Here is a 21,015-nt window from a genome sequence, read left to right as displayed (position 1 = left end):
TGGCCGGCCCCGCCGATTCCACGCAGATGAGGGTCGGCTCACCCCGTTCGGTGGGTATGAGTCGTTCCCCGGGATGGACAGGACCCTATGAGCGACTACACCGACTTCGACCGGGCGCGATGGGCGCCGGAACCGCCCAAGCGCCGTGACCGCACCGCCTTCGAGCGGGACAGGGCGCGGGTGCTGCACAGCGCCGCGCTGCGCCGGCTGGCCGCCAAGACCCAGGTGGCGGCCCCCGGCACCGACGACTTCCTGCGCACCCGGCTGACCCACTCGCTGGAGTGCGCCCAGGTCGGCCGGGAACTGGGCAAGTCGCTGGGCTGCGACCCCGACCTGGTGGAGACCGCCTGCCTGTCGCACGACATCGGCCACCCGCCGTTCGGGCACAACGGCGAGTCGGCGCTGGACGTCGTCGCCCGCCCCTGCGGCGGGTTCGAGGGCAACGCGCAGAGCCTGCGGATCCTCACCCGGCTGGAGCCCAAGTCGTTCGCGCCCGGCGGCCGCAGCGTCGGCCTCAACCTGACCCGCGCCTCGCTGGACGCGGTGATGAAGTACCCGTGGCGCAAGGCCGCCCAGCCGGTGGACCTGCCGCGCGGCGGGTCCGGCGGGCCGTACGGCATCTACGAGGAGGACGCCGACGTGGCCGCCTGGGTCCGCCAGGGCGCCCCCGAACGCCGGCTGTGCCTGGAGGCCCAGGTCATGGACTGGTCCGACGACGTCGCCTACTCGGTGCACGACCTGGAGGACGCGCTGGTGGCCGGGCACGTGGACTTCGCCCGGCTGGCCGACCCCACCGAGCGGCGCGCCGTCGCCCGGACCGCCCGGCGGCTGTACTGCCCCGACGCCGACCTGGCCGAGCTGGAGGAGGTGTTCGCCGAGCTGATGGCCGAGCCGTACTGGCCGGACCGCTACGACGGCACCCCGCGCACGCTGGCCGCGCTGAAGAACCTCACCAGCACCCTGATCGGCCGGTTCTGCCTGGCCGCCGAGCAGGCCACCCGCGCCCGGTACGGTCCGGGCCGGCTCACCCGCTACGCCGCCGACCTGATCGTCCCCCGGCGGCAGCGGCTGGAGTGCGCGCTGCTCAAGGGGGTCACCGCGCACTACGTGTGGATCAGCCACCGGGCCGTGCGGGCCCGCCAGCGGGAACTGATCATGGAGCTGGCCGAGCTGGTGGCCGCCGGCGCCCCCGCCACCCTGGAGGTCCCGTTCCGGGCGGCCTGGCGGGAGGCCGCGGGCGACGCCGCCCGGTGGCGGGTGATCGTCGACCAGATCGCCTCGCTGACCGACACCTCCGCGATCGCCCTGCACCACAGGCTGCGCGCCGCCGCCTGAGCCCGCCGGCCCGGGGCCCGCGGACCTGCGAGGCCGGACGGCCGGGTGCGGAATCCGCAGGTACCTACCCAAAAGGCGGGAGAGGGCTCTACCCTGTGGCGCACCCTGGTGCACGCTCTGTGGTTGCGAGGACTGCGAGGACTGAGGTGACGGATCCGGTGGCGTGGCGGGCCGAGGTCGACGGCACCGTCATCCGGTTGGCGGCGGCGGACGGGACGGTCTTCGCCGGGTGCGGACCCCAGATCTACGCGTTCGACGCGGCGACCGGCGCCGAGCTGTGGCGCATCGACACCGGCACCCCGGGGCCGTTCCGGGCCGCCGAGGGCGTCGTCTACGCCACCGGCGGCGGGCACGTGCGGGCGGTCGACGCGCGGACCGGCGAGGAGCACTGGCGGTTCCGCGGCGCGATCCCGGTGCGCCCGGCGGTCGGCGGCGGCCGGGTCTGCGTGATCGGCGACAGCCCCCGCTGGGGCCGCACCCTGCACGTGCTGAACGCCCGCAACGGGGCGGAGAAGTGGCGGATGGAGGCCGACCCGAAGCTGTCGGCGCCCGCCTGCGACGGCGACCTGATCTACGTGGGCTGCGCCGACGGGGCGCTGCTGGCGCTGCGCGCCCGCAACGGCCGGGAGCGCTGGCGGATCGAGCCGGACCAGTGGCACCCCGACTGGCCCGAACGCGGCGGCGGGATCGAGCCGCTCGGGCTGGCCGGCGGGACGCTGCTGGTGGCCGGGCTGCCGCACGACCCGCCGCCGCTGGGGTTCGTGGCCGCCGTCGACACCCGCACCGGCCGGGAGCTGTGGCAGCAGCCGGCCGGCTACGACCCGGGGGAGGGACGGCCCGACGAGGGCGACCCCCCGGCCGCCCTGGTGCCGGGCGGGGTCTGCGTCACCGAGCCGGGGCTGCTGACGTACCTGGCGGGCGAGTCCGGGCTGGCCACCCGGTTCCGGTGCACCGAGCAGACCCGCTGCTCGCCGCCCGTCATGATCGGCGGGCTGGTCTGCGCGGGCACCGCCGGGCAGCTGATCGAGGCGTTCGACGCGGTCACCGGCCGCCGCGAATGGGTCGTCAAGGACGTGCAGCGGCCCCCCGCCTCCGGCCCGCCCCCGCTGGTGGCGGTGCACGGGCGGCTGGTGGTCGGCGGTCACCGCCGCGTCTACCAGATCGACCCCCGCACCGGGGCGGCCTACCCCTCCTCGGCCCTGTGACCGGCGAAACGTTCATGACGGACAACCGGCCGGTAGATTCGGCCGGATGGTGAGCGACGCGATCGGTCGGCGGTGGACCGCCCGCGCCGCGGTCCGGACGACGTTCTGCGTGCACGGCCTGGTCAGCGCGGCCTGGGTGGCCCGGATCCCGCAGATCAAGGCGGAGCTGGGACTGACCGAGGGGGCGCTCGGGCTGGCGCTGCTGGGCAGCCCGGTCGGGGTGGTGATCGCGGTCCGCTTCACCGGCCGGATCGCGGCGCGCTGGGGGAGCGGGCCGGCCACCCGGGCGTCCGGGGTGGCGGCGGCGCTCGCGCTGGTGCCGCTGGGCCTGGCGGGGAACCTCGGCGCGCTGACCGCCGCCCTGGCGGTGCTGGGACTGGCGCTCGGCGTGCTGGACGTGGCGATGAACGCCCAGGCCGTGGCGGTGGAGCGGCGGGAGGGCCGCCCGCTGATGTCGGGGATGCACGGGGCCTGGAGCATCGGCGCGCTCTGCGGGGCGCTCACCGGATCCTGGGCGGCGCACCTGCACGTGCCGGTGCCGGTCCACCTCGGCGGGGCCGGAGCGGCGCTGGCCCTGGCCGCCCTGCTGTGCACCCGCGGGCTGCTGGACGGGGCCGCGGAGAGGCAGGCCTTCGCCGACGACGCGGACGAGGGCGAGGGCGGACGCGACGGCGGCGCGCTGCGGTCGGCCCGGTGGTCGCTGCTCCTGCTGGGCGTGATCGGGCTGTGCTCGTTCCTCGGCGAGGGCGCGATGGCCGACTGGACCGCCGTCTACCTGCGGGAGACGCTCGGCACCGGGGCGGGCTTCGCCGGGCTGGGCTATGCGGGCTGCGCGGTGGCGATGGCGGCGGCGCGGCTCGCCGGGGACCGGGTCATCGCCGCGGTCGGCCCGGTGCGGGTGCTGCGCACCGGGGGACTGCTCGCCGCGGCGGCGCTGGGCGCCGGGCTGCTCAGCGGCGATCCGGTGATGTCGGTGATCGGATTCACACTGTACGGGCTGGGCGTCGCGGTGGTGGCCCCGGTGACCTTCGGCGCGGCCGGCAACCTGCCCGGGGTCCCCGCCGCCACCGGCATCTCCTGGGTCACCTCGATCGGATACACCGGCTTCCTGGCCGGGCCTCCCCTCATCGGGTTCGTGGCCCAGGGCGTCGGCCTGACCTGGGCGCTGGCCGTCCCGGTGGCGCTGGCGCTGCTGATCACCGCGCTGGCCGGGGCCGCGCGGACCGCCCGGCGCTGATCACAGTTCGGTGGTAGGGGTCATGCCATATCGCCTGCTCCGGTATGGTCTGGCGGAGTGAGCACCTTGCAGCGGTCCCGGCCGGCGGTGGCTTCGCGCCCGCATCCCGTGCGCGAGCTGCTGCGGTTCGGCACCGTCGGCACCATCGGCACCGTGATCTCGATCGGCGGGGCCAACTTGATGCGCGTCCTGCTGTTCGTCGGCCCGGTCACCACCGTGCTCATCCCCACGATGCTGTCCACCCTGTTCTCCTACCTGGCCAACCGGCACTGGACGTTCCGGCACCGGCACACCGACGGCTCCGGGCGCGAGGTGGCGCTGTTCTTCGGCCTCAACGGGGTCGGGATCCTGATCCAGGCGCTGTGCACCGCGTTCACCCACTACACGCTGGGGCTGCACGACGCGCTGTCCTACAACGTCGCCCTGCTGACCGGCCTGGGCCTGGCCTCGGCCTGGCGCTACTGGTCGTACAAGAAGTGGGTCTTCCGGCGCACCGCCCGTGCCTGACCGGCTCGCCGAGGAGTGGGAGCGGCACCGTCCCGCGGTGTTCGGCGCGGCCTACCGGATCCTCGGCGGCGTCGCCGACGCCGAGGACGTGGTCCAGGACGTGTGGCTGCGCGCCGCGGACGCGGACCTGGACCGGGTGCGGGACCTGCGCGCCTGGCTGGTCACCGTGGCGGCGCGGCGGGCCTACGACATGGCGACCTCGGCCCGCGCCCGGCGGGAGGGCTACGTCGGCCCCTGGCTGCCCGAGCCGCTGCTGACCGGACCGGACGCCGCCGAGCCGGTGCTGCTGGACGACACCGTGAGCACCGCGATGCTGCTGGTGCTGGAGGAGCTGTCGACGCCGGAACGGGTGGCGTTCGTGCTGCACCACGCCTTCGAGGTGCCCTACGAGCGGATCGCCGAGGTCCTGGACCGTTCCCCGGCGGCCTGCCGGCAACTGGTGTCGCGGGCCCGCCGCCGCATCGCCGCCCGCCGCGACCAGGACGGCCCGCGCGCCACCAGGGCCGAGCGCGAACGGGTGATGGCGGCGTTCCGCGACGCCTACGTCAGGGGGGACACCGCGGCGCTGGCGGAACTGCTGGACCCGGACGCGGTCTATCTCACCGACGGCGGCGGGCAGGTGTTCGCCGCCCGCAGGCCGATCCGCGGCGGCCTGCGGATCGCCGAGGTGATGACGCGGGTGGGGCGGCGCACCCTGCGGGCGCGCCCCGTGCCGGCCGAGATCAACGGCGTCCCCGGCCTGCTGCTGTACCGGGACGGCGTGCTCGCCGCCGTCGACACCGCCGAGATCTCCGGCGGCCGGATCGTCGCCTACCACCGGGTCCTCAATCCGGCCAAGCTGCGGGGCGTACGCCGAGCGCCCCGGCCGCCGGGGGACGGCGGCCGGGGCGCGACGGGTCTCGGCCCGGGGAACGGGTGACCGTGTCAGACGACCGCGGCGAAGCGAGGACCGTCTGACACGGCTCCTCGCCGGTCCGGGGGACGCCCCCGGACCGGCCCGGGCTCAGTCGAAGTAGTCCGGCTGCATGTGGACGTTCAGCTCGTCCATCCGGATCTTCTCGGCCTTGTCGGTGCGCCTGTCCTCGATCTTGAGGACGTCCAGGCCCTTCTGGATGTCGTTGGAGTAGATGTAGCCGTTGTAGTAGTACGCCGACCACGATCCGCCGAGCGGGCTGAGCGTGTCGCCGAACGGGCCGCGCTCGAACCAGCCGATCTCCTTGGGGTTGCGGGAGTCGGTGAAGTCCCACACCGAGATGCCGCCCTGGTACCAGGCCTGGACCATGATGTCCTTGCCCTTGACGGGGATCAGCGAGCCGTTGTGGGCCACGCAGTTCTCGGTGTCGGCGTTCGCCCGCGGGATCTTGTAGTAGCTGCGGAAGACCAGCTTGGCCTTGCGGCCCTTGCCGACGATGTCGTAGATGGCGTCGGCGCCCTTGTTCGGGCCGATCGTGGCGTTGCAGGTGGCGGTGCCGCCGCCGCCCAGCTCGTCGGTGAACACGATCTTGTCGGCGTCGTTGTTGAAGGTGGCCGAGTGCCAGAACGAGAAGTTCTCGTCGTCGCGGACGATGTCCACGATCCTCGGCTCCTCGGGGTCCGACACGTCGAACAGCACGCCGTCGCCCATGCACGCCCCGGCCATCAGGTCCTTGTCCGGGTAGGTGGTCAGGTCGTGGCAGCCGCTGGTGGCCCGGGTGACCTCGGGGTAGGGCAGCCCGTCACCGGGGTTGCCGCCGTCGGGGAACAGCACCGGCTCGGCCACCACCGCGGCGGCCTGCGGCCGCTTCAGCGGGACCTTGATCACCGAGATCTTGTCGTGCGGCTCCCGGCAGTCCGGACCCGTGCCGGTGGAGGGGACGGCCGGCAGGTAGGAGGAGACGTAGACGTACATCTCGCCGCGCCTGCCGGGCAGCAGGGTGTGGGTGTGCGAGCCGCACTCGGTCTCGATCGACTTGACGTAGCGCGGGTTGCGCACGTCGCTGATGTCGAAGATCTTGATGCCCTCCCAGGCGGTCGGGTCGGTGACCGGCTTGGAGGTGCTCTGGCAGGAGTCGTCGCTGCGCGAGGAGTCGGTGGACAGGAACAGCAGGTTCCCCGCGACCGACACGTCGTTCTGCGAGCCGGGGCAGTGCACCTGGCTGACGATCTCCGGCTGCTCGGGCCTGCTGATGTCGTAGACGACGAAGCCCTCGTAGTTGCCGGCGAACGCGTACCGGCCCTGGAATGCGAGGTCGGAGTTGTAGGCGCTGGCGGCGGCGAACGGTCCCTGCTTGGGGACGTTCGTCACCAGGCGCATGTTCGGGCTCATCGCGATCTCGTCCTTGCCGGGGATGTCGGCCGAGGACGCGGCGGGGGCGCCGAGCCCCGACAGCGTCAGCACGAGGGCGGTGAGCGATCCGAACAGTGCGCCGCGCGCCGTTCTCTTGGTGAGGACAGACGCCACTGGCTGCTCCTTAGTGTGTCTCCCCGCGGGGGGCGGTGATCATGAGGAGTATCACTCGCGACATGGGGGTTGGAAAGGCCCGAATCGTTTCGTGAGCGCACCGAGACCCGGCCCCGACGCCACAGGGGCCCCCGCGTCCGCGGAGGCCCCTGCGCCGATCGGTCGATCAGGTGTCGCGTCGTGTCAGATCAGTCGAAGTAGTCCGGCTGGGTCTGCACGTTGAGGATGTCCAGCTCCACCCGCTCGGCCTTGTCGGTGCGCCTGTCGTCGATGCGCAGGACGTCCAGGCCCTTCTGGATGTCACTGGAGTAGATGTGGCCGTTGTAGTAGTAGGACGACCACGGGCCGCCGATGATCATGCGCTCGTTGGACAGCGGGCCGCGCTCGAACCAGCCGATCTCCTTGGGGTTGCGGGAGTCGGTGAAGTCCCACACCGAGATGCCGCCCTGGTACCAGGCCTGGACCATGATGTCCTTGCCCTTGACGGGGATCAGCGAGCCGTTGTGGGCCACGCAGTTCTCGGTGTCGGCGTTCGCCCGCGGGATCTTGTAGTAGCTGCGGAAGACCAGCTTGCGCTTGTCGCCCTTGCCGACGATGTCGTAGATCGCGTTCGCGCCCTTCTTCGGGCCGACGGTCGGGTTGCAGGTGGCCGCGCCGCCGCCGCCCAGCTCGTCGGTGAACACGACCTTGGTGGCCGAGTTGTTGAAGGTGGCCGAGTGCCAGAACGCGAAGTTCTCGATGTCGCGGACGACGTGGAGGACCTTCGGCGCCACCGGGTTGGAGATGTTCATCAGCACGCCGTCGCCCATGCAGGCGCCCGCGGCCAGGTCCTTCTCCGGGTACACGGTGATGTCGTGGCAGCCGGTGGTCGGGTAGGAGGTGTCACCGCCGCCCGGGTTGCCGCCGTCGGGGAACAGCACCGGCTCGGCCACGACCTTGGCCTCGGTCGGGGCCTTCAGCGGAACCTTGATGATGGAGATCTGGTCGAACTCGTACTGGCAGTCCGGACCCACCGAGCTCTGGCCCAGCAGGTAGGACGACACGTACACGTAGACCGAACCCCGGTCCCTGCCCTTGCCCGGCACCAGCGTGTGGGTGTGCGACCCGCAGTCGGTCTCCACCGACTTGACGTAGCGCGGGTTGCGCACGTCGCTGATGTCGAAGATCTTGATGCCCTCCCAGGCGGTCTTGTCGGTGACCGGCTTGGAGGTGCTCTGGCAGGAGTCGTCGCTGCGCGAGGAGTCGGTGGACAGGAACAGCAGGTTCCCCGCGATGGACACGTCGTTCTGGGCGCCGACGCAGCTGACCTGGCTGACGATCCTGGGCTGGGCGGGCTTGCTGATGTCGTAGACGACGAACCCGTTGTAGTTGCCCGCGATCGCGTAGTTGTCCTTGAACGCCAGGTCGGTGCCGAGGGCGGCCTCGGCGGCGAAGTCCCCCTGCTTGGGAACGTTCGCCAGGTGCTTCATGTTGGGAGTCTTGACGATCTCGTCGACCCCGGGCACGTCGGCCGAGGAGGCCGGGACGGCCGCCACGCCCGACAGGGCGAGCGCGAGGCCGCCCAGCGCGCCGAGGGCGATCCGTCGCGCGGATCCCCGTCTGTGAGCAGAAGCCACGTTGCGTGCTCCTTTGGTGAGATTCCCCCGATTCCAGTGACGCACGGAGTATCGCCCGACGTATACGCAGATTCCAGACCTTTGATGACTTGTGAGGATCTCGAGATCGGCCGGAAGAGGCCACGACCCGGCGATTTTCCGGCGCGGACCTCGATGAGGTGCCGGGCGGCGACACCATGATCGCCATCCGTGACGGGACCGGAAGGGGCGTTCACAGGTGCGGGGACTGGGGCGGTCGGCCGCGCCCGCGCCCCCGCCTCCCGGCCCCTACGGGCCGCCCCCGCCCCCGCCGCCGTACGGCTGACCGTTCTGTGAGCATCTCGAGATCGGGGACGCCTTCCGTGACGGTCCGCCCGGTGGGTACCGTCCCGTGCGTCGGCATGCGAAGGAGTGGCAAGGTGAGCGGAGTGCGATGGGCGGGCTGCGTCGCGGCGGCGGTCCTGGCCGCGGGGCTGGCGACCGGCTGCAGCGGTGACGAGCCGGAGCAGGCGGCGCCCAAGGCCACGGTGCTGGCACCGGGCAGGCCCGGCGAGCCCAACAAGACGATGACGGTCGGGCCCACCTCGCCCAAGCCGCCGACCGCGGCCGACATCGCGTTCGTGCAGATGATGATCCCGCACCACCAGCAGGCGCTGGAGATGTCGGTGCTGGCCCCGAAGCAGGCGTCCGACCCCAAGGTCAAGGCGCTGGCCGAACGGATCGACGTCTCCCAGGGCGCGGAGATCTCGGCCATGCAGTCCTGGCTGAAGCAGCACGGCCGGAGCGCGGGCGGCGGCCATGGCGGGCACGGCGGCCCGGCGGCGTCGCCGTCGCACGCCGGCATGCCCGGCATGGCCACCCCCCAGGAGATGGCCCGGCTCCAGGCGGCCCGGGGCGAGGAGTTCGACCGGCTCTACCTGAACCTGATGATCAAGCACCACGAGGGCGCCGTCACCATGGTCCGCGAGGTGCTGTCCAAGAGCACCAACGTGCAGATCCAGGAGATGGCCAAGGAGATCCTCACCGGCCAGAACGCCGAGATCGTCCGGATGCGCGACCTGCTGAACCAGTGATCACAGCCGCCGGTTGACCTCGGCGACCAGGTCGGTGACCCTGTGCGCCTCGCGGGCGGAGAAGATCACCTGGTCGATGCCCAGCGCGCCGAGCCGGCCGATCTCGTCCAGGGTCTCCTCCACCGACGCGCCCGCGTCCAGGGTCGCCAGCACGGTCTTCTCGATCTCCTCGTACGGGCGGCCCTCCCGGTCGCAGTGCTCCCGCAGCACCTCCAGCTTGCGCTCCAGGTCGGGCGCGCCCGCGAAGAGGTTGCAGGCGTCGGCGTACCTGGCCACGAACCGCAGCGTCTTCTTCTCACCGCCGCCGCCGACCAGGATCGGCGGACGGCGCAGCGGCTGCGGCGAGTTGAGCGGCCGCTCGAAGGTGAAGTGCCTGCCGTGGACGGGGCTTTCGTCGCCCTTCCACATCCGGTCGGCGAGCCGCAGCGTCTCCTCCAGCCACTCGAACCGCTCGCCCAGCGGAGGGAACGGCAGGCCCAGCCCCCGCGCCTCCTCCTCGAACCAGCCCGCGCCGATCCCCAGCCAGGCCCGCCCGCCCGACAGCACGTCCAGCGTGGTCACGGTCTTGATCAGCACTCCGGGGTGCCGGTAGTTCACCCCGGTGACCATGGTGCCCAGGGTGATCCGCTCGGTGACCGCCGCCGCGTAGGCGAGCGTGGTGTACGCCTCCAGCATCGGCTCCTCGGCCTCCCCGACGCTGGGGATCTGGAAGAAGTGGTCCATCACCCACAGGCTCGCCAGCCCGGCCTGGTCGGCCTCGCGGGCGATCCGGGCGAACTCGGGAGCGATCCGCTCCGTGCCGCCGGGGAAGTTGAACGCGGGAACCTGCAATCCGATGCGCATGCGATGTCCTCACCGTCGAAGTGCCGTGACGTTCTCGCCCGCCAGCCTGCTACCTGGAGCGCACTCCAGGTCAAATCCGCCGCCGCCCCCGTGGGGAGGCCCCCGCGCGGTGCGCGCCGGGGCCGGTGCGGTGCATGCTGGGGGCGTGGCAGCCTTCTATACCCCCGCAGAGGTCTCCGAACGTTCCGGCTTCAGCCTCGACACCTTGCGCTACCGGATGTCGGCCGGTGCTGCGACATAAAGGCCTGGGGAAGGCCGACGCGTGGGAACGCTCGCAGGACGCGAATGAGTTCTTGGGCGTTCTGTCGGAGGGTGGCGTTATGGTCGCGGTGTGCAGTTGCGGTACAACTTCCGTCTCTACCCGACCGCCGGTCAGCGTGCGGCGCTGGCCAGGGCGTTCGGGTGTGCGCGGGTGGTGTACAACGACGGGCTGCGCTTGAGGGCCGAGGCCCATGAGCGGGGGTTGCCGTACATCCCGGACGGCGAGTTGTCCCGGCGGGTCATCACGGAGGCGAAGAAGACCCCGCAGCGCGCGTGGCTGGGTGAGGTGTCGGCGGTGGTGCTGCAGCAGGCGCTGGCCGACCTGAACACCGCCTACCGCAACTTCTTCGCCTCGCTCACCGGCAGGCGCACGGGGCCGAAGATCGCCGAGCCCCGGTTCCGGTCCCGTAAGGACTCCCGGCAGTCGATCCGGTTCACCCGCAACGCCCGGTTCACGGTCACGGCGGGTGGGCGGTTGCGGCTGCCGAAGATCGGGGATGTGCCGGTGCGCTGGTCGCGGTCCCTGCCGTCGGAGCCGTCCAGCGTGACGGTGGTCAAGGACGCGGCCGGGCGGTACTTCGCCTCGTTCGTGGTCGAGGTCGACACTGAGCCGTTGCCGAAGGCGGCCGGTGAGGTGGGCATCGATCTGGGGTTGACGCATTTCGCGGTGCTGTCGGACGGACGGAAGATCACCAATCCGCGGTGGCTGCGCCGGGCCGAGCGGCGGCTGCGCAAGGCCCAGCGGGCCCTGTGCCGCACGGCGAAGGGATCGGCCAACCAGGCCAAGGCCCAGGTGAGGGTCGCCCGGGCGCACGCCCGGGTGGCCGACGCGCGCCGGGACTGGGCGCACAAGCTCTCCACACAGATCATTCGCGACAACCAAGCGGTGTACGTGGAGGACCTGTGCGTGAAGGGCCTGGCGCGGACCCGGCTGGCCAAGAGCGTGCACGACGCCGGCTGGGCGCAGTTCACCGCGATGCTGGCCTACAAGGCCGCTCGGCACGGGCGCACTTTCGCCAAGGTGGACCGCTGGTTGCCCTCATCGAGGACATGCTCGGCCTGCGGGGCGCTGGCCGACTCCATGCCGCTGCACGTCCGAACGTGGGCCTGCTCATGCGGCGCGGGCCATGACCGGGACGTCAACGCCGCCAAGAACATCCTGGCCGCCGGGCGGGCGGACAGGCTAAACGCCTGCGGAGGGACCGTAAGACCCACCGCCCAGCGGAGGGCAGGACCCGGTGAAACAGGAAGCCACCAGAGGTGCCGCACCCACGGCACGGACTGAATCCCGGCCTGAAGGCCGGGGAGCACGTCAATACGAGAAGATCGGGCTGCTGCGGTGCCTGCGCGACACCGGCATGCCGATCGCGGAGATGCTGCGGTACGCCGAACTGGTGCGGGAGGGCGAGCACACCGTCGCCGAACGGCGGGCCCTCCTGGAGGAGCACGACCGGCGGGTGAGCGAGCGCATCGACCTGTTGCGCCGCCAGCGTGAGCGGATCCAGCGCAAGATCGGCCTCTACCGGGACGCCGCCGACTTCGCCGGGGAGCCGGTGTCGGCCTGACGCTCCGCGTGCTCAAGGCGGCGCAGGCCCGCCGAGCCGTCCCCGAACGCGGTGATCAGCACCCCCGGACCGGCCGGCAGCGGACGGCCGGTTCAGGGGGCGCCGGCCCGGCGGGCGATCGCCGGGTAGTCCACCACCAGGCCGTCGCGGTCGAAGACGATGTCGTTCACGAAACCCGGCTCCGAGAACCTGACCACCGAGTGCTCCCCGTCCCGGCGGACGAAGGCGTACGTCTGCCGGGACGGGCGCACCGCCAGGTCGGGCACCGACACCCACGCCATCAGGAACTCGGCCGGCCCGCCGCCGTCCAGCAGCCCCGACCGCAGCACCGGCATCGTGTTGGTCAGCGGCGACAGGCCCAGATCACAGTCCAGCGCCCCGGTCAGCCCGGCGGCGTCACCGCCCGGCGGTGGCAGCGCCGCGTGCCCCTCCGCCTTGGCCCTGACCGACCAGACCTCACCCGGCCCGTTGACCAGCTCCAGCGAACGCCGCCACGGCCCGCCGTCCGGATCGACGCCCTCGGCCCGCACCAGCAGCCGCGCCGTCACGTACCGGTCGCCGGTGGACAGCTCGTATTCCAGCCGGTACGGCAGCGGGTCACCGCCGATCGCCCATCCGGAGGCGGTCAGCGTCCCCGCGCCGAGCCGGCCGAGCCGCACCTCGGCCAGCTCGGCGCCCTCCGGCTTCACCCACACCACGGATCTGGTCACGATGACCACCATGCCCCGCCGGCCGGTGCGCCACCATGAGGCCGGTGGTGAGAAGGCCCGAGATGTCGGAGGGCGGGACTAGACTCGCGGCGTGGCAGGCCGGATTCGCAACGAGGACATCGCGCTCGTCCGTGAGCGGTCGCCGATCGCCGACGTGGTGGGGGAGTACCTCCAGCTTCGCAACGCGGGCGGGGGCGACCTGAAGGGCCTGTGCCCCTTCCACGACGAGAAGTCGCCGTCGTTCAACGTGACCCCCTCACGGGGGCTGTACTGGTGCTTCGGCTGCGGTGAGGGCGGGGACGTCATCACCTTCGTGCAGAAGATGGAGCACCTGACGTTCGCCGAGGCGGTGCAGCGGCTCGCCGCCAAGGCCGGCGTCGAGCTGCGCTACGAGGAGGGCGGCTACGGCCCCCGCCGCCAGGACGGGCAGCGCGCCCGGCTGGTGGAGGCGCACCGGCTCGCCGCCGAGTTCTACGCCGAACGGCTGTCGTCCGACGAGGCGATGATCGGGCGGCGCTTCCTGGCCGAGCGGGGCTTCGAGGCCGCGCACGCCGAGCACTTCGGGGTGGGCTACGCCCCCCGCGAGTGGGAGGCGCTGGTCCGGCATCTGCGCGGGCGCGGGTTCAGCGACACCGAGCTGATCACGGCCGGGCTGGCGCGGGAGGGCCGCCGGGGGCCGGTGGACCGGTTCCGGGGGCGGCTGATGTGGCCGATCCGGGACATGACCGGGGACGTCATCGGGTTCGGGGCGCGCCGGCTCTACGACAACGACGACGGGCCGAAGTACCTCAACACCCCCGAGACGCCGCTGTTCAAGAAGGGCTCGGTGCTGTACGGGGCGGACCTGGCCAAGAAGGAGATGGCCCGGCGCCGCCAGGCGGTGATCGTCGAGGGCTACACCGACGTGATGGCCTGCCATCTGGCCGGGGTGCCGACCGCGGTGGCGACCTGCGGGACCTCGTTCGGCGAGGAGCACGCCAAGCTGCTGCGCCGGCTGCTGATGGACCAGCCGGACGCCCGCGCCGAGATCATCTTCACCTTCGACGGGGACGCCGCCGGGCAGCGCGCCGCGCTGCGCGCCTACGCCCAGGACCAGCGGTTCGCCTCGCAGACCTTCGTGGCGGTGCAGCCGGACGGCCTGGACCCGTGCGACCTGCGGCTCAAGCACGGCGACGCGGCGGTGCGCGATCTGATCGCCTCCCGCACCCAGCTGTTCGAGTTCGTCATCCGCGCCACCATCGAGCGCTACGACGTCAGCACCAACGAGGGCCGGCTGGCCGCGCTGGACGCCGCCGCCCCGGTGGTGGCGGAGATCAAGGACGCCGGGCTGCGCAAGATGTACGCCGCCAGCCTGGACCGCTGGCTGGGGATCATGGACGAGGAGCTGGTGCTGCGCCGGGTCCGCGAGCAGGGGGCGCGGGCCCGCTCCGCCGCCGACGGCCGCACGGCGCGGCCCGCCGGCGAGCGGCCGGGCGGCGGCCGGGCGGCCGCCGGTGAGCAGCCCGCCCACGACCCGAACGACCCGGACGTGCAGCGCGAGTGGGAGCTGCTGAAGTTCGCCGTGCAGCGTCCGGCGACCGTCGGCCCGGCGTTCGACGAGGTGCCGCCCGCCGCGTTCACCGCCCCGCCGCACGCCGCGGTGCGGGAGCTGATCGCGCAGGCCGGCGGGGTGGCCGCGGCCACCGGGGCGGACTGGGCGGTGCGGCTGCGCGAGGCCGCGCCCAACGAGCAGGTCGCCGGGCTGGTCACCCGGCTGGCGGTGGAACCGCTGCGGTTCACCGGTGAAACGGACGACCGATACGCGGCCGAGTTGCTCGCCCGGATCGCGGAACGCCAGCTCACGAGCGAGATCGCCGCCCTCAAGGTCAAACTGGAACGGCTGAATCCGGTCGAGCGCCCCGACGACTACGCCCGGCTGTTCGGTGACCTGGTGGCGCTTGAGCAGCGCAGACGCGTGATGCGGGAGCGTGCTCTCGGGGCCCTATAGCACATTTTCCGTGAAATTGGGTGCTGTGATCTAGGCCTCGGTTGACGCACACTGTCACTGTGGGCCCTTCGGTGCTGCCAAGCGAAGCGCCATCGGTTGACCAGGTGGCGGACCTTGTCGCGCGTGGGAGAGAACGCGGCGGTGTGACCGTCGACGACGTCGCCGCCGCGATCGATCGTTCGGAGTTGCCGGCAGACTCGCTTGACAGGGTCGTCTGGATGCTCGCCGAGCAGGGGGTGGAGGTCCTGGAGTCTCCCAGCGAGACCGAGGACCTCACGCGAGCGGACGAGACCGACCTCGGCAAGCGGGCGCCGACGAGCGACCTGGTCCGGATCTACCTGCGGGAGATCGGGCGCGTACCGCTGCTGACGGCAGAAGATGAAGTCGAACTCGCCAAATCGATAGAGGCGGGCCTGTTCGCCGAGGAGAAGCTGGCCCGGGCGGCCGTGCTCTCCCCGGTGGAGCGGCTCGACCTCGAACTGCTCGCGCGGGACGGGGTCCGTGCGAAGCAACGTCTCATCGAGGCCAACCTGCGCCTGGTGGTCTCGATCGCCAAACGCTACGTGGGCCGGGGAATGCTGTTCCTCGACCTCATCCAGGAGGGGAATCTCGGACTGATCCGCGCCGTCGAGAAATTCGACTACACCAAAGGTTTCAAGTTCTCCACCTACGCCACCTGGTGGATCCGGCAGGCGATCACGCGGGCGATCGCCGACCAGGCGCGCACCATCCGCATCCCGGTGCACATGGTGGAGACCATCAACAAGCTGGTGCGGGTGCAGCGGCAGCTGCACCAGGACCTGGGCCGGGAGCCGACCCCGGAGGAGATCGGCAAGGAGATGGGGCTGACCGCCGAACGGGTCACCGAGATCCAGCGGATCGCCCAGGAGCCGGTGTCGCTGCAGTCGCCGATCGGCGAGGAGGACTCCGACCTCGGCGACTTCATCGAGGACGCCGACGCGGTGGTCCCGATGGAGGCCGCGGCGTTCATCCTGCTGCAGGACCAGCTCGAGGACATCCTGTGCACGCTGTCGGAACGGGAGCAGCGCATCATCCAGCTGCGCTTCGGCCTGACCGACGGCCATCCCCGCACCCTCGAGGAGGTCGGCCGCGAGTTCGGGGTGACCCGGGAGCGGATCCGCCAGATCGAGTCCAAGACCCTGGCCAAGCTCCGCCACCCGTCCCGCGCGCAGATGCTCCGCGAGTACCTGGAGTAGGCGCCGTCCGCAGATTCAGGTCAGGCGACCGCGGGACGCCGCGGTCGCCTGACCTGTTCCCGCGGCCGGGTCCGGACGCCGCGCCCCGGTAGGATCGCCGCCCATGGCGGCACCCTCCCTGGACGGCCGGCGGTTTCGCGCGGTCGCCGACGTGACCGGCGGCGAGGTCGGCACCGAGACGACGTTCACCTACCACGAGCGCGACGGCGAGATCTGGGCGTCGTACGAGGGCGGTGCGATCCGCCGCGGCTTCCTGGTGGGCGTCCGCGACGGCGACCGCCTCGACTTCCGCTACAGCCAGCTGAACGTGCACGGCGAGACGGCCAACGGGCACTGCACCTCCCGGGTGCTGGTGCTGCCCGACGGCAGGCTGCGCCTGGAGGAGAGCTGGGAGTGGGAGTCGCGCTCCGGCACCGGCACCAGCGCGGTGGAAGAGGTCGTTACCGGGGCATAACCCCCGTTCGTCGTCTACGGTGGGGTCATGCTGATCGTCACGACTGATGGCCTGCCGGGGTACGAGATCCGCAGGGTGCTCGGCGAGGTGTTCGGGGTGGCCGTCCAGACCGATCAGGGCGCTGCGGCCCCGACGGGGGCCTCTCCCAGCAGCGGAACCTTCCGGGTGACCGGTGAACAGCCGGGCCTCGGCCTGTCCCAGGCCCGCCGGGAGGCCGTGCAGCGGCTCGCCGAGGAGGCCCGCCGGATGGGGGCCACCGCCGTGGTGGGCATGACGTTCGACAACGCCTTCGTCAGCAGCGGCTCCGGCCGCGGCGGCCACGAGGTGTGCGCCTACGGCACCGCCGTCGTCGCCGAACCCGCCGCCCCCCAGCCCCAGCACCCCTCCGGCGGCTACGCCAAGCCCGCCGCCCCCCAGCCCCCGGTCCCCCCGTACGTGGACCAGCCGGGCCGCCCGCCCATGGTGGCCCGCAACCTCACCATCGGCCTCCACGGCGAGAACCCGCGCTAGTTGCTTGTGGGGGGACGACCCCCCACGCCCCCCGCGGGCGGATCAGGTGAACCGCCGCTCCGCTGGAGCTCCGCGGCGGTTCACCTGTGGTGCCGCCGTAGGGCCGCTTTGAGGACACGCACTAGCCGCCGTGGTGGCGGGCGAGTTCGGAGCGGACCTGGTCCACGACGTCCCTGGCGGCGGTCTTGATGGACTCCAGTTCCTGGAGGTAGGACCAGTAGTCGGGGTGCGGGCCGGTGAGACGGTCCGGGGCGGCCTCCAGGCGTTCGGCCAGGGTGTCCAGGGTGCGGGCGTGGCGGGGGGAGATCTCCCGGGACGCGCCGACGACGAGTCTCTGGGCGTCGCGGACGACGAAGCGGGCGGCCTCGGCGGGGGCGCCGGGATCGGCGGCGGTCGCGTTCAGGTCCGCCAGGCGGTCGGTGACCTGGCGGGCGCGGCGGTCGGCGGCGGTGAGCTCGGTGCGGGCGGCGGTCACGGCGCGCCGGGCCTGGCGCCATTCGCCGCGGCCGGCGTGCGCCTCGGCCTCCGCGATCCGCTCCCGGGCGCGGGCGAGGCCCTCCTCGACGGCCTCGGGGGCGTTCTTGAGGTCCTGCCAGCAGGCCAGCGCGTAGCCGCGCAGCAGGTCGCGCATCGCGGCGCGGACCGGATCGAGGCGGCCGGCCACGACCTCGACCCGGGTGCGCACGGCGGTCAGCGAGTTGCGGACCTTCTCGGCCTCCCTGGGCAGCTCCTCGGCCCGCTCGCGGGCGGCGTCGGCGACGCGGCGGACCTCCTCGGCGGCCTCCAGCGCGCCGGACAGGCCCAGGCCGCCGAGCCCGGCGGCCGACAGGCGGTCCAGCGTCCGGCGGGCCTGCGCCAGCTCCGTCTCGGGGTCGGTGGCGTCCAGGCCGGCCGCGCGGGCCCGTTCGACGGCGGCCTCGGCGGCGGCGACGGCGTCGCGGGCGGCGGCCAGCCGGGGCGGCAACCGCTCCAGCGCGGCCTCCAGGCCGGCCATGCGGTCGGCCAGGCGGGCGGCGAAGCCGTTCAGCTCGGCGGTGACCCCGGCCAGGCCCCCGGCCGCCGACTCCAGGGCGCGGCGGGCGGCCTCGTACTCGGCGGCCGAGCGGTCCAGGTCGTCCAGGTCGTGAGCGTCCAGCACGGCGATGTAGGCGGCGGCGGTGGCGTTGGCGCGCTCGTTCAGCGCCGCCATCTCCCGCCGCGCGGAGGCCGCGGCGGCGGGATCCAGGTCGGCGAACAGGGTGACCCTCCCGCCGACGTACTTCTGCGCCTGGTCCATGTCGTAGAACGCGGTGGCGGCCTGTTCCCGCGCGGCGACCGCCGCGTTCCACGCCGCCTCGGCCGACCCGCCGCGGCGTCCGCGACGGCGCTGGTCACCCGCTCCCCGCAATGCGACTCCGCCGTTCCGCCGTGCTGACTCGACGCGAGCGCCCCGCCGTGCCCGCGCCCCCGATACGTCCCCCCAGTGTGACCTACTCCGGGCGTCGTGTTCACCGGCCGGAGCCCACCGGATCCCGCAGTTTGGGGGCCGACCGACGGAATGGGAACGGATAGCATCGCCCCGACGTCTTACGCAGTGACGTCGGTCGACGAGGACACGAAGAGCGATCATGGAGGCACTGTGGGTGTCAGTCTGAGCAAGGGTGGCAACGTCTCGCTCACCAAGCAGGCGCCGGGGCTGACCGCGGTCATCGTGGGACTCGGCTGGGACGTGCGGACCACGACGGGCACCGACTTCGACCTGGACGCCTCCGCGATCGTGCTGGACGCCGGCGGCAAGGTGCTGTCGGACCAGCACTTCGTGTTCTTCAACAACCTGCGCACCCCCGACGGGACGGTGGAGCACTCGGGGGACAACCTGACCGGCGCCGGCGAGGGCGACGACGAGCAGATCAGGGTGAACCTGGCGGGGATGCCCGCCGAGGCGCAGCGGGTGGCGTTCGCGGTCTCGATCTACGAGGCCGACCAGCGCGGGCAGAACTTCGGCCAGGTCCGCAACGCCTTCATCCGGGTGGTCAACCAGGCCGACGGCAACGAGCTGGCCCGCTACGACCTGTCCGAGGACGCCTCCACCGAGACCGCCATGGTGTTCGGTGAGCTGTATCGCAACGGCGCGGAATGGAAATTCCGGGCGGTCGGCCAGGGTTATGCCTCGGGGCTGGCCGGGATCGCGATGGACTTCGGGGTCAACGTCTGACGACCTGCGGTATCGGGGACATCTCAAGGCACTGCCGGCAACTCGAACGGAGTAGGAGCACACCCGACGATGGGAGTTTCCCTCGCCAAGGGCGGCAACGTCTCGCTGACCAAGGCCGCGCCCAACCTCACCGCCGTCGCCGTCGGCCTGGGCTGGGACGTGCGCGCGACCACCGGAGCCGACTTCGACCTGGACGCCTCGGCGCTGCTGCTGGGGGCCAACGGCAAGGTGCTGTCGGACCAGCACTTCGTGTTCTTCAACAACCTGCGCAGCCCCGACGGCTCGGTCGAGCACACCGGCGACAACCTGACCGGTGAGGGCGAGGGCGACGACGAGGTCATCAACGTGGACCTGACCCGGGTCCCGGCCGAGTGCGACCGGATCGTCTTCCCGGTGTCGATCTACGACGCCGACAAGCGCGGGCAGAGCTTCGGCCAGGTCCGCAACGCCTTCATCCGCATCGTCAACCGGGCCGACGGCAACGAGCTGGCCCGGTTCGACCTGACCGAGGACGCTTCGACGGAGACCGCGATGGTCTTCGGCGAGCTGTACCGCTACAACAACGAGTGGAAGTTCCGTGCGGTCGGCCAGGGGTACGCCTCGGGTCTGGCCGGGATCGCCATGGACTTCGGCGTCAACGTGGGCTGACGCGTTGACGTTCCCCCGCCTAGCAGAAACGCATCCATGATTCTTCGCACGTTCGGGTGGTCGTTCGCCATCACCGCCCTTGGCCTGGTCGCCGCGCTGCTGTACGGCGGCCCGGCGGTGTTCGCGCTGGTGGCCGTCCTCGCCGTTCTGGAGATCTCGCTGTCGTTCGACAACGCCGTGGTGAACGCCAAGGTGTTGGACCGGATGAGCCCGTTCTGGCAGAAGATCTTCCTGACCATCGGCATCGCGATCGCGGTGTTCGGCATGCGGCTGGTGTTCCCGCTCCTGATCGTGGGGATCACCGCCCAGCTCAACCCGATCGAGGCCATCGACCTGGCGTTCAACGACCACGACGCGTACGCCGACCGGATGCACGAGGCGTATCCGATGATCGCGGCGTTCGGCGGCATGTTCCTTCTGATGCTGTTCCTGGACTTCGTGTTCGAGGAACGCGCCGACAAGTGGCTGCCGTGGCTGGAGCGCCCGCTGGCCCGGATCGGCAAGCTGGACCAGCTGTCGGTGGTGGTGGCCGGCGCCGCGCTGGCGTTCGTGGCCGGCAACTACGCCGACGACCCCGGCCAGGTCATGATCGCCGGTGTGCTCGGCATGGTGACCTACATCCTGGTCAACGGGCTGGGCGAGCTGTTCGCCGAGAGCGGCGGGATCGACGAGGACGACGAGGACGGCGACGCCCCCACGCCGACCCGCACCGGCCCCAACGGGCTGGTGCTGGCCACCGGCAAGGCCGGCTTCTTCCTGTTCCTGTACCTGGAGGTGCTGGACGCCTCGTTCTCCTTCGACGGCGTCATCGGCGCCTTCGCGATCAGCACCGACCCGGTCGTCATCATGCTGGGCCTGGGCATCGGCGCCATGTACATCCGGTCGCTGACGGTGTTCCTGGTCCGCAAGGGCACCCTGCACGAGTACGTCTACCTCGAGCACGGGGCGCACTGGGCGATCGGCGCGCTGGCGGTCTGCATGCTGATCGGGATCGGCGCCCACGTGCCGGAGTGGATCACCGGCGGTCTGGGGGCCGCGTTGATCATCGCCGCGTTCCTGTCCTCGGTGCTGCGCAACCGGCGGGAGGACGGCGAGGAGAACGCCGCCGGCTCCGGCGAGAAGTCCGAACTGGAGTCCACGGGTGTGTCGGGCGGTTAGCTAGCCGGACCCCTTCGTCATGTGTCATGTGTCCGCCGGGGCGCCCGCCCCGGCGGACACATGCGTCGGGCAGGGG

At 72.0% G+C, this 21,015-nt stretch carries 20 protein-coding genes; 15 read left to right on the top strand and 5 right to left on the bottom strand.

Going from position 1 to position 21,015, the window contains the following annotated elements; translation table 11 throughout:
* Nucleotides 1-87: 87 nt before the first annotated feature.
* From HNR21_RS28710 to sigJ, 5 genes are all read left to right on the top strand, one after another.
* Complete coding sequence (locus HNR21_RS28710) at nt 88-1,335, top strand: deoxyguanosinetriphosphate triphosphohydrolase (protein ID WP_182707638.1); 1,248 nt, start codon at nt 88-90, stop codon at nt 1,333-1,335.
* A 146-nt stretch (nt 1,336-1,481) separates the two neighbouring features.
* A complete protein-coding gene (locus HNR21_RS28705) occupies nt 1,482-2,540 on the top strand; it encodes an outer membrane protein assembly factor BamB family protein (RefSeq protein ID WP_182707637.1) in 1,059 nt (352 codons plus the stop codon).
* A 46-nt stretch (nt 2,541-2,586) separates the two neighbouring features.
* A complete protein-coding gene (locus tag HNR21_RS28700) occupies nt 2,587-3,777 on the top strand; it encodes an MFS transporter (RefSeq protein WP_182707636.1) in 1,191 nt (396 codons plus the stop codon).
* Nucleotides 3,778-3,834: 57 nt separating this feature from the next.
* A complete protein-coding gene (locus HNR21_RS28695) occupies nt 3,835-4,284 on the top strand; it encodes a GtrA family protein (protein WP_182707635.1) in 450 nt (149 codons plus the stop codon).
* On the top strand, nt 4,277-5,203 hold the full coding sequence (gene sigJ, locus HNR21_RS28690) for an RNA polymerase sigma factor SigJ (protein WP_182707634.1): 927 nt from the start codon (nt 4,277-4,279) through the stop codon (nt 5,201-5,203). The genes HNR21_RS28695 and sigJ overlap by 8 nt, the downstream gene beginning before the upstream one ends.
* A gap of 84 nt (nt 5,204-5,287) precedes the next feature.
* On the opposite strand, the gene HNR21_RS28685 is transcribed toward sigJ, so the two are convergent.
* Together HNR21_RS28685 and HNR21_RS28680 are read right to left on the bottom strand one after the other, a co-directional pair.
* Nucleotides 5,288-6,724, bottom strand: a complete 1,437-nt coding sequence (locus HNR21_RS28685; protein ID WP_312881376.1) for an LVIVD repeat-containing protein — start codon at nt 6,722-6,724, stop codon at nt 5,288-5,290.
* A gap of 188 nt (nt 6,725-6,912) precedes the next feature.
* Entirely contained in the window at nt 6,913-8,340 is a 1,428-nt protein-coding gene (locus HNR21_RS28680) for an LVIVD repeat-containing protein (RefSeq protein WP_312881375.1), read from the bottom strand.
* Nucleotides 8,341-8,738: 398 nt separating this feature from the next.
* On the opposite strand from HNR21_RS28680, the gene HNR21_RS28675 reads away from it, so the two are divergent.
* Nucleotides 8,739-9,392: a DUF305 domain-containing protein gene (locus tag HNR21_RS28675; protein WP_312881374.1), complete on the top strand. Its 654-nt coding sequence runs from the start codon at nt 8,739-8,741 to the stop codon at nt 9,390-9,392.
* Here the strand turns inward: HNR21_RS28675 and HNR21_RS28670 are convergent, their stop codons facing one another.
* Entirely contained in the window at nt 9,393-10,235 is an 843-nt protein-coding gene (locus HNR21_RS28670) for an LLM class F420-dependent oxidoreductase (protein WP_182707632.1), read from the bottom strand. It abuts the gene before it with no gap.
* Between the two features lie 331 nt (nt 10,236-10,566).
* Here HNR21_RS28670 and HNR21_RS28665 point away from each other — a divergent pair, with 331 nt between their 5' ends.
* Nucleotides 10,567-11,781 carry an RNA-guided endonuclease InsQ/TnpB family protein gene (locus HNR21_RS28665; RefSeq protein WP_182707631.1) on the top strand — a complete coding sequence of 405 codons (1,215 nt, stop codon included), beginning with the start codon at nt 10,567-10,569 and terminating at the stop codon, nt 11,779-11,781.
* A complete protein-coding gene (locus tag HNR21_RS36680) occupies nt 11,735-12,061 on the top strand; it encodes a MerR family DNA-binding protein (RefSeq protein ID WP_376766607.1) in 327 nt (108 codons plus the stop codon). The genes HNR21_RS28665 and HNR21_RS36680 overlap by 47 nt, the downstream gene beginning before the upstream one ends.
* A gap of 92 nt (nt 12,062-12,153) precedes the next feature.
* Here HNR21_RS36680 and HNR21_RS28655 read toward each other — a convergent pair whose 3' ends face one another.
* The gene (locus HNR21_RS28655; RefSeq protein ID WP_312881373.1) at nt 12,154-12,771 is read right to left on the bottom strand and encodes a putative glycolipid-binding domain-containing protein; all 618 of its coding nucleotides are present in this window, start codon (nt 12,769-12,771) and stop codon (nt 12,154-12,156) included.
* A gap of 91 nt (nt 12,772-12,862) precedes the next feature.
* On the opposite strand from HNR21_RS28655, the gene dnaG reads away from it, so the two are divergent.
* The 4 genes from dnaG (at nt 12,863) to HNR21_RS28635 (ending at nt 16,939) form a co-directional block, all read left to right on the top strand.
* The gene (gene dnaG / locus HNR21_RS28650) at nt 12,863-14,758 is read left to right on the top strand and encodes a DNA primase (RefSeq protein WP_119729506.1); all 1,896 of its coding nucleotides are present in this window, start codon (nt 12,863-12,865) and stop codon (nt 14,756-14,758) included.
* 71 nt (nt 14,759-14,829) lie between these two features.
* Entirely contained in the window at nt 14,830-15,975 is a 1,146-nt protein-coding gene (rpoD, locus tag HNR21_RS28645) for an RNA polymerase sigma factor RpoD (protein WP_198679134.1), read from the top strand.
* A gap of 103 nt (nt 15,976-16,078) precedes the next feature.
* Complete coding sequence (locus tag HNR21_RS28640; RefSeq protein WP_182707629.1) at nt 16,079-16,429, top strand: avidin-fold protein; 351 nt, start codon at nt 16,079-16,081, stop codon at nt 16,427-16,429.
* Between the two features lie 27 nt (nt 16,430-16,456).
* The gene (locus tag HNR21_RS28635; RefSeq protein ID WP_119729509.1) at nt 16,457-16,939 is read left to right on the top strand and encodes a YbjQ family protein; all 483 of its coding nucleotides are present in this window, start codon (nt 16,457-16,459) and stop codon (nt 16,937-16,939) included.
* Nucleotides 16,940-17,060: 121 nt separating this feature from the next.
* Here HNR21_RS28635 and HNR21_RS28630 read toward each other — a convergent pair whose 3' ends face one another.
* Nucleotides 17,061-18,326 carry a coiled-coil domain-containing protein gene (locus HNR21_RS28630; RefSeq protein ID WP_182707628.1) on the bottom strand — a complete coding sequence of 422 codons (1,266 nt, stop codon included), beginning with the start codon at nt 18,324-18,326 and terminating at the stop codon, nt 17,061-17,063.
* 231 nt (nt 18,327-18,557) lie between these two features.
* On the opposite strand from HNR21_RS28630, the gene HNR21_RS28625 reads away from it, so the two are divergent.
* The 3 genes from HNR21_RS28625 to HNR21_RS28615 all read left to right on the top strand — a co-directional run bounded on the left by HNR21_RS28625 (nt 18,558) and on the right by HNR21_RS28615 (nt 20,939).
* Entirely contained in the window at nt 18,558-19,133 is a 576-nt protein-coding gene (locus tag HNR21_RS28625) for a TerD family protein (RefSeq protein WP_119729511.1), read from the top strand.
* Nucleotides 19,134-19,202: 69 nt separating this feature from the next.
* A complete protein-coding gene (locus tag HNR21_RS28620) occupies nt 19,203-19,781 on the top strand; it encodes a TerD family protein (protein ID WP_119729512.1) in 579 nt (192 codons plus the stop codon).
* A 36-nt stretch (nt 19,782-19,817) separates the two neighbouring features.
* Nucleotides 19,818-20,939, top strand: coding sequence for a DUF475 domain-containing protein (locus tag HNR21_RS28615; protein WP_182707627.1), 1,122 nt, complete (start codon nt 19,818-19,820; stop codon nt 20,937-20,939).
* The last annotated feature ends 76 nt before the right edge of the window (nt 20,940-21,015 follow it).

It is taken from the genome of Thermomonospora cellulosilytica, assembly GCF_014138835.1.
Classification (GTDB): Bacteria; Actinomycetota; Actinomycetes; order Streptosporangiales; family Streptosporangiaceae; genus Thermomonospora; species Thermomonospora amylolytica.
The sequence above is the reverse complement of the archived record's forward strand: the minus strand, read 5'-3'. Positions and strand labels throughout refer to the sequence as shown.

Bases quoted from the DNA above. Each gene is read 5' to 3' on its own strand.
- HNR21_RS28710 (WP_182707638.1), top strand. From the start codon at position 88: ATGAGCGACTACACCGACTTCGACCGGGCGCGATGGGCGCCGGAACCG.
- HNR21_RS28700 (WP_182707636.1), top strand. From the start codon at position 2,587: ATGGTGAGCGACGCGATCGGTCGGCGGTGGACCGCCCGCGCCGCGGTC.
- HNR21_RS28670 (WP_182707632.1), bottom strand. From the start codon at position 10,235: ATGCGCATCGGATTGCAGGTTCCCGCGTTCAACTTCCCCGGCGGCACG.
- HNR21_RS28640 (WP_182707629.1), top strand. From the start codon at position 16,079: ATGGCGGCACCCTCCCTGGACGGCCGGCGGTTTCGCGCGGTCGCCGAC.
- HNR21_RS28635 (WP_119729509.1), top strand. From the start codon at position 16,457: ATGCTGATCGTCACGACTGATGGCCTGCCGGGGTACGAGATCCGCAGG.
- HNR21_RS28620 (WP_119729512.1), top strand. From the start codon at position 19,203: ATGGGAGTTTCCCTCGCCAAGGGCGGCAACGTCTCGCTGACCAAGGCC.
- HNR21_RS28615 (WP_182707627.1), top strand. From the start codon at position 19,818: ATGATTCTTCGCACGTTCGGGTGGTCGTTCGCCATCACCGCCCTTGGC.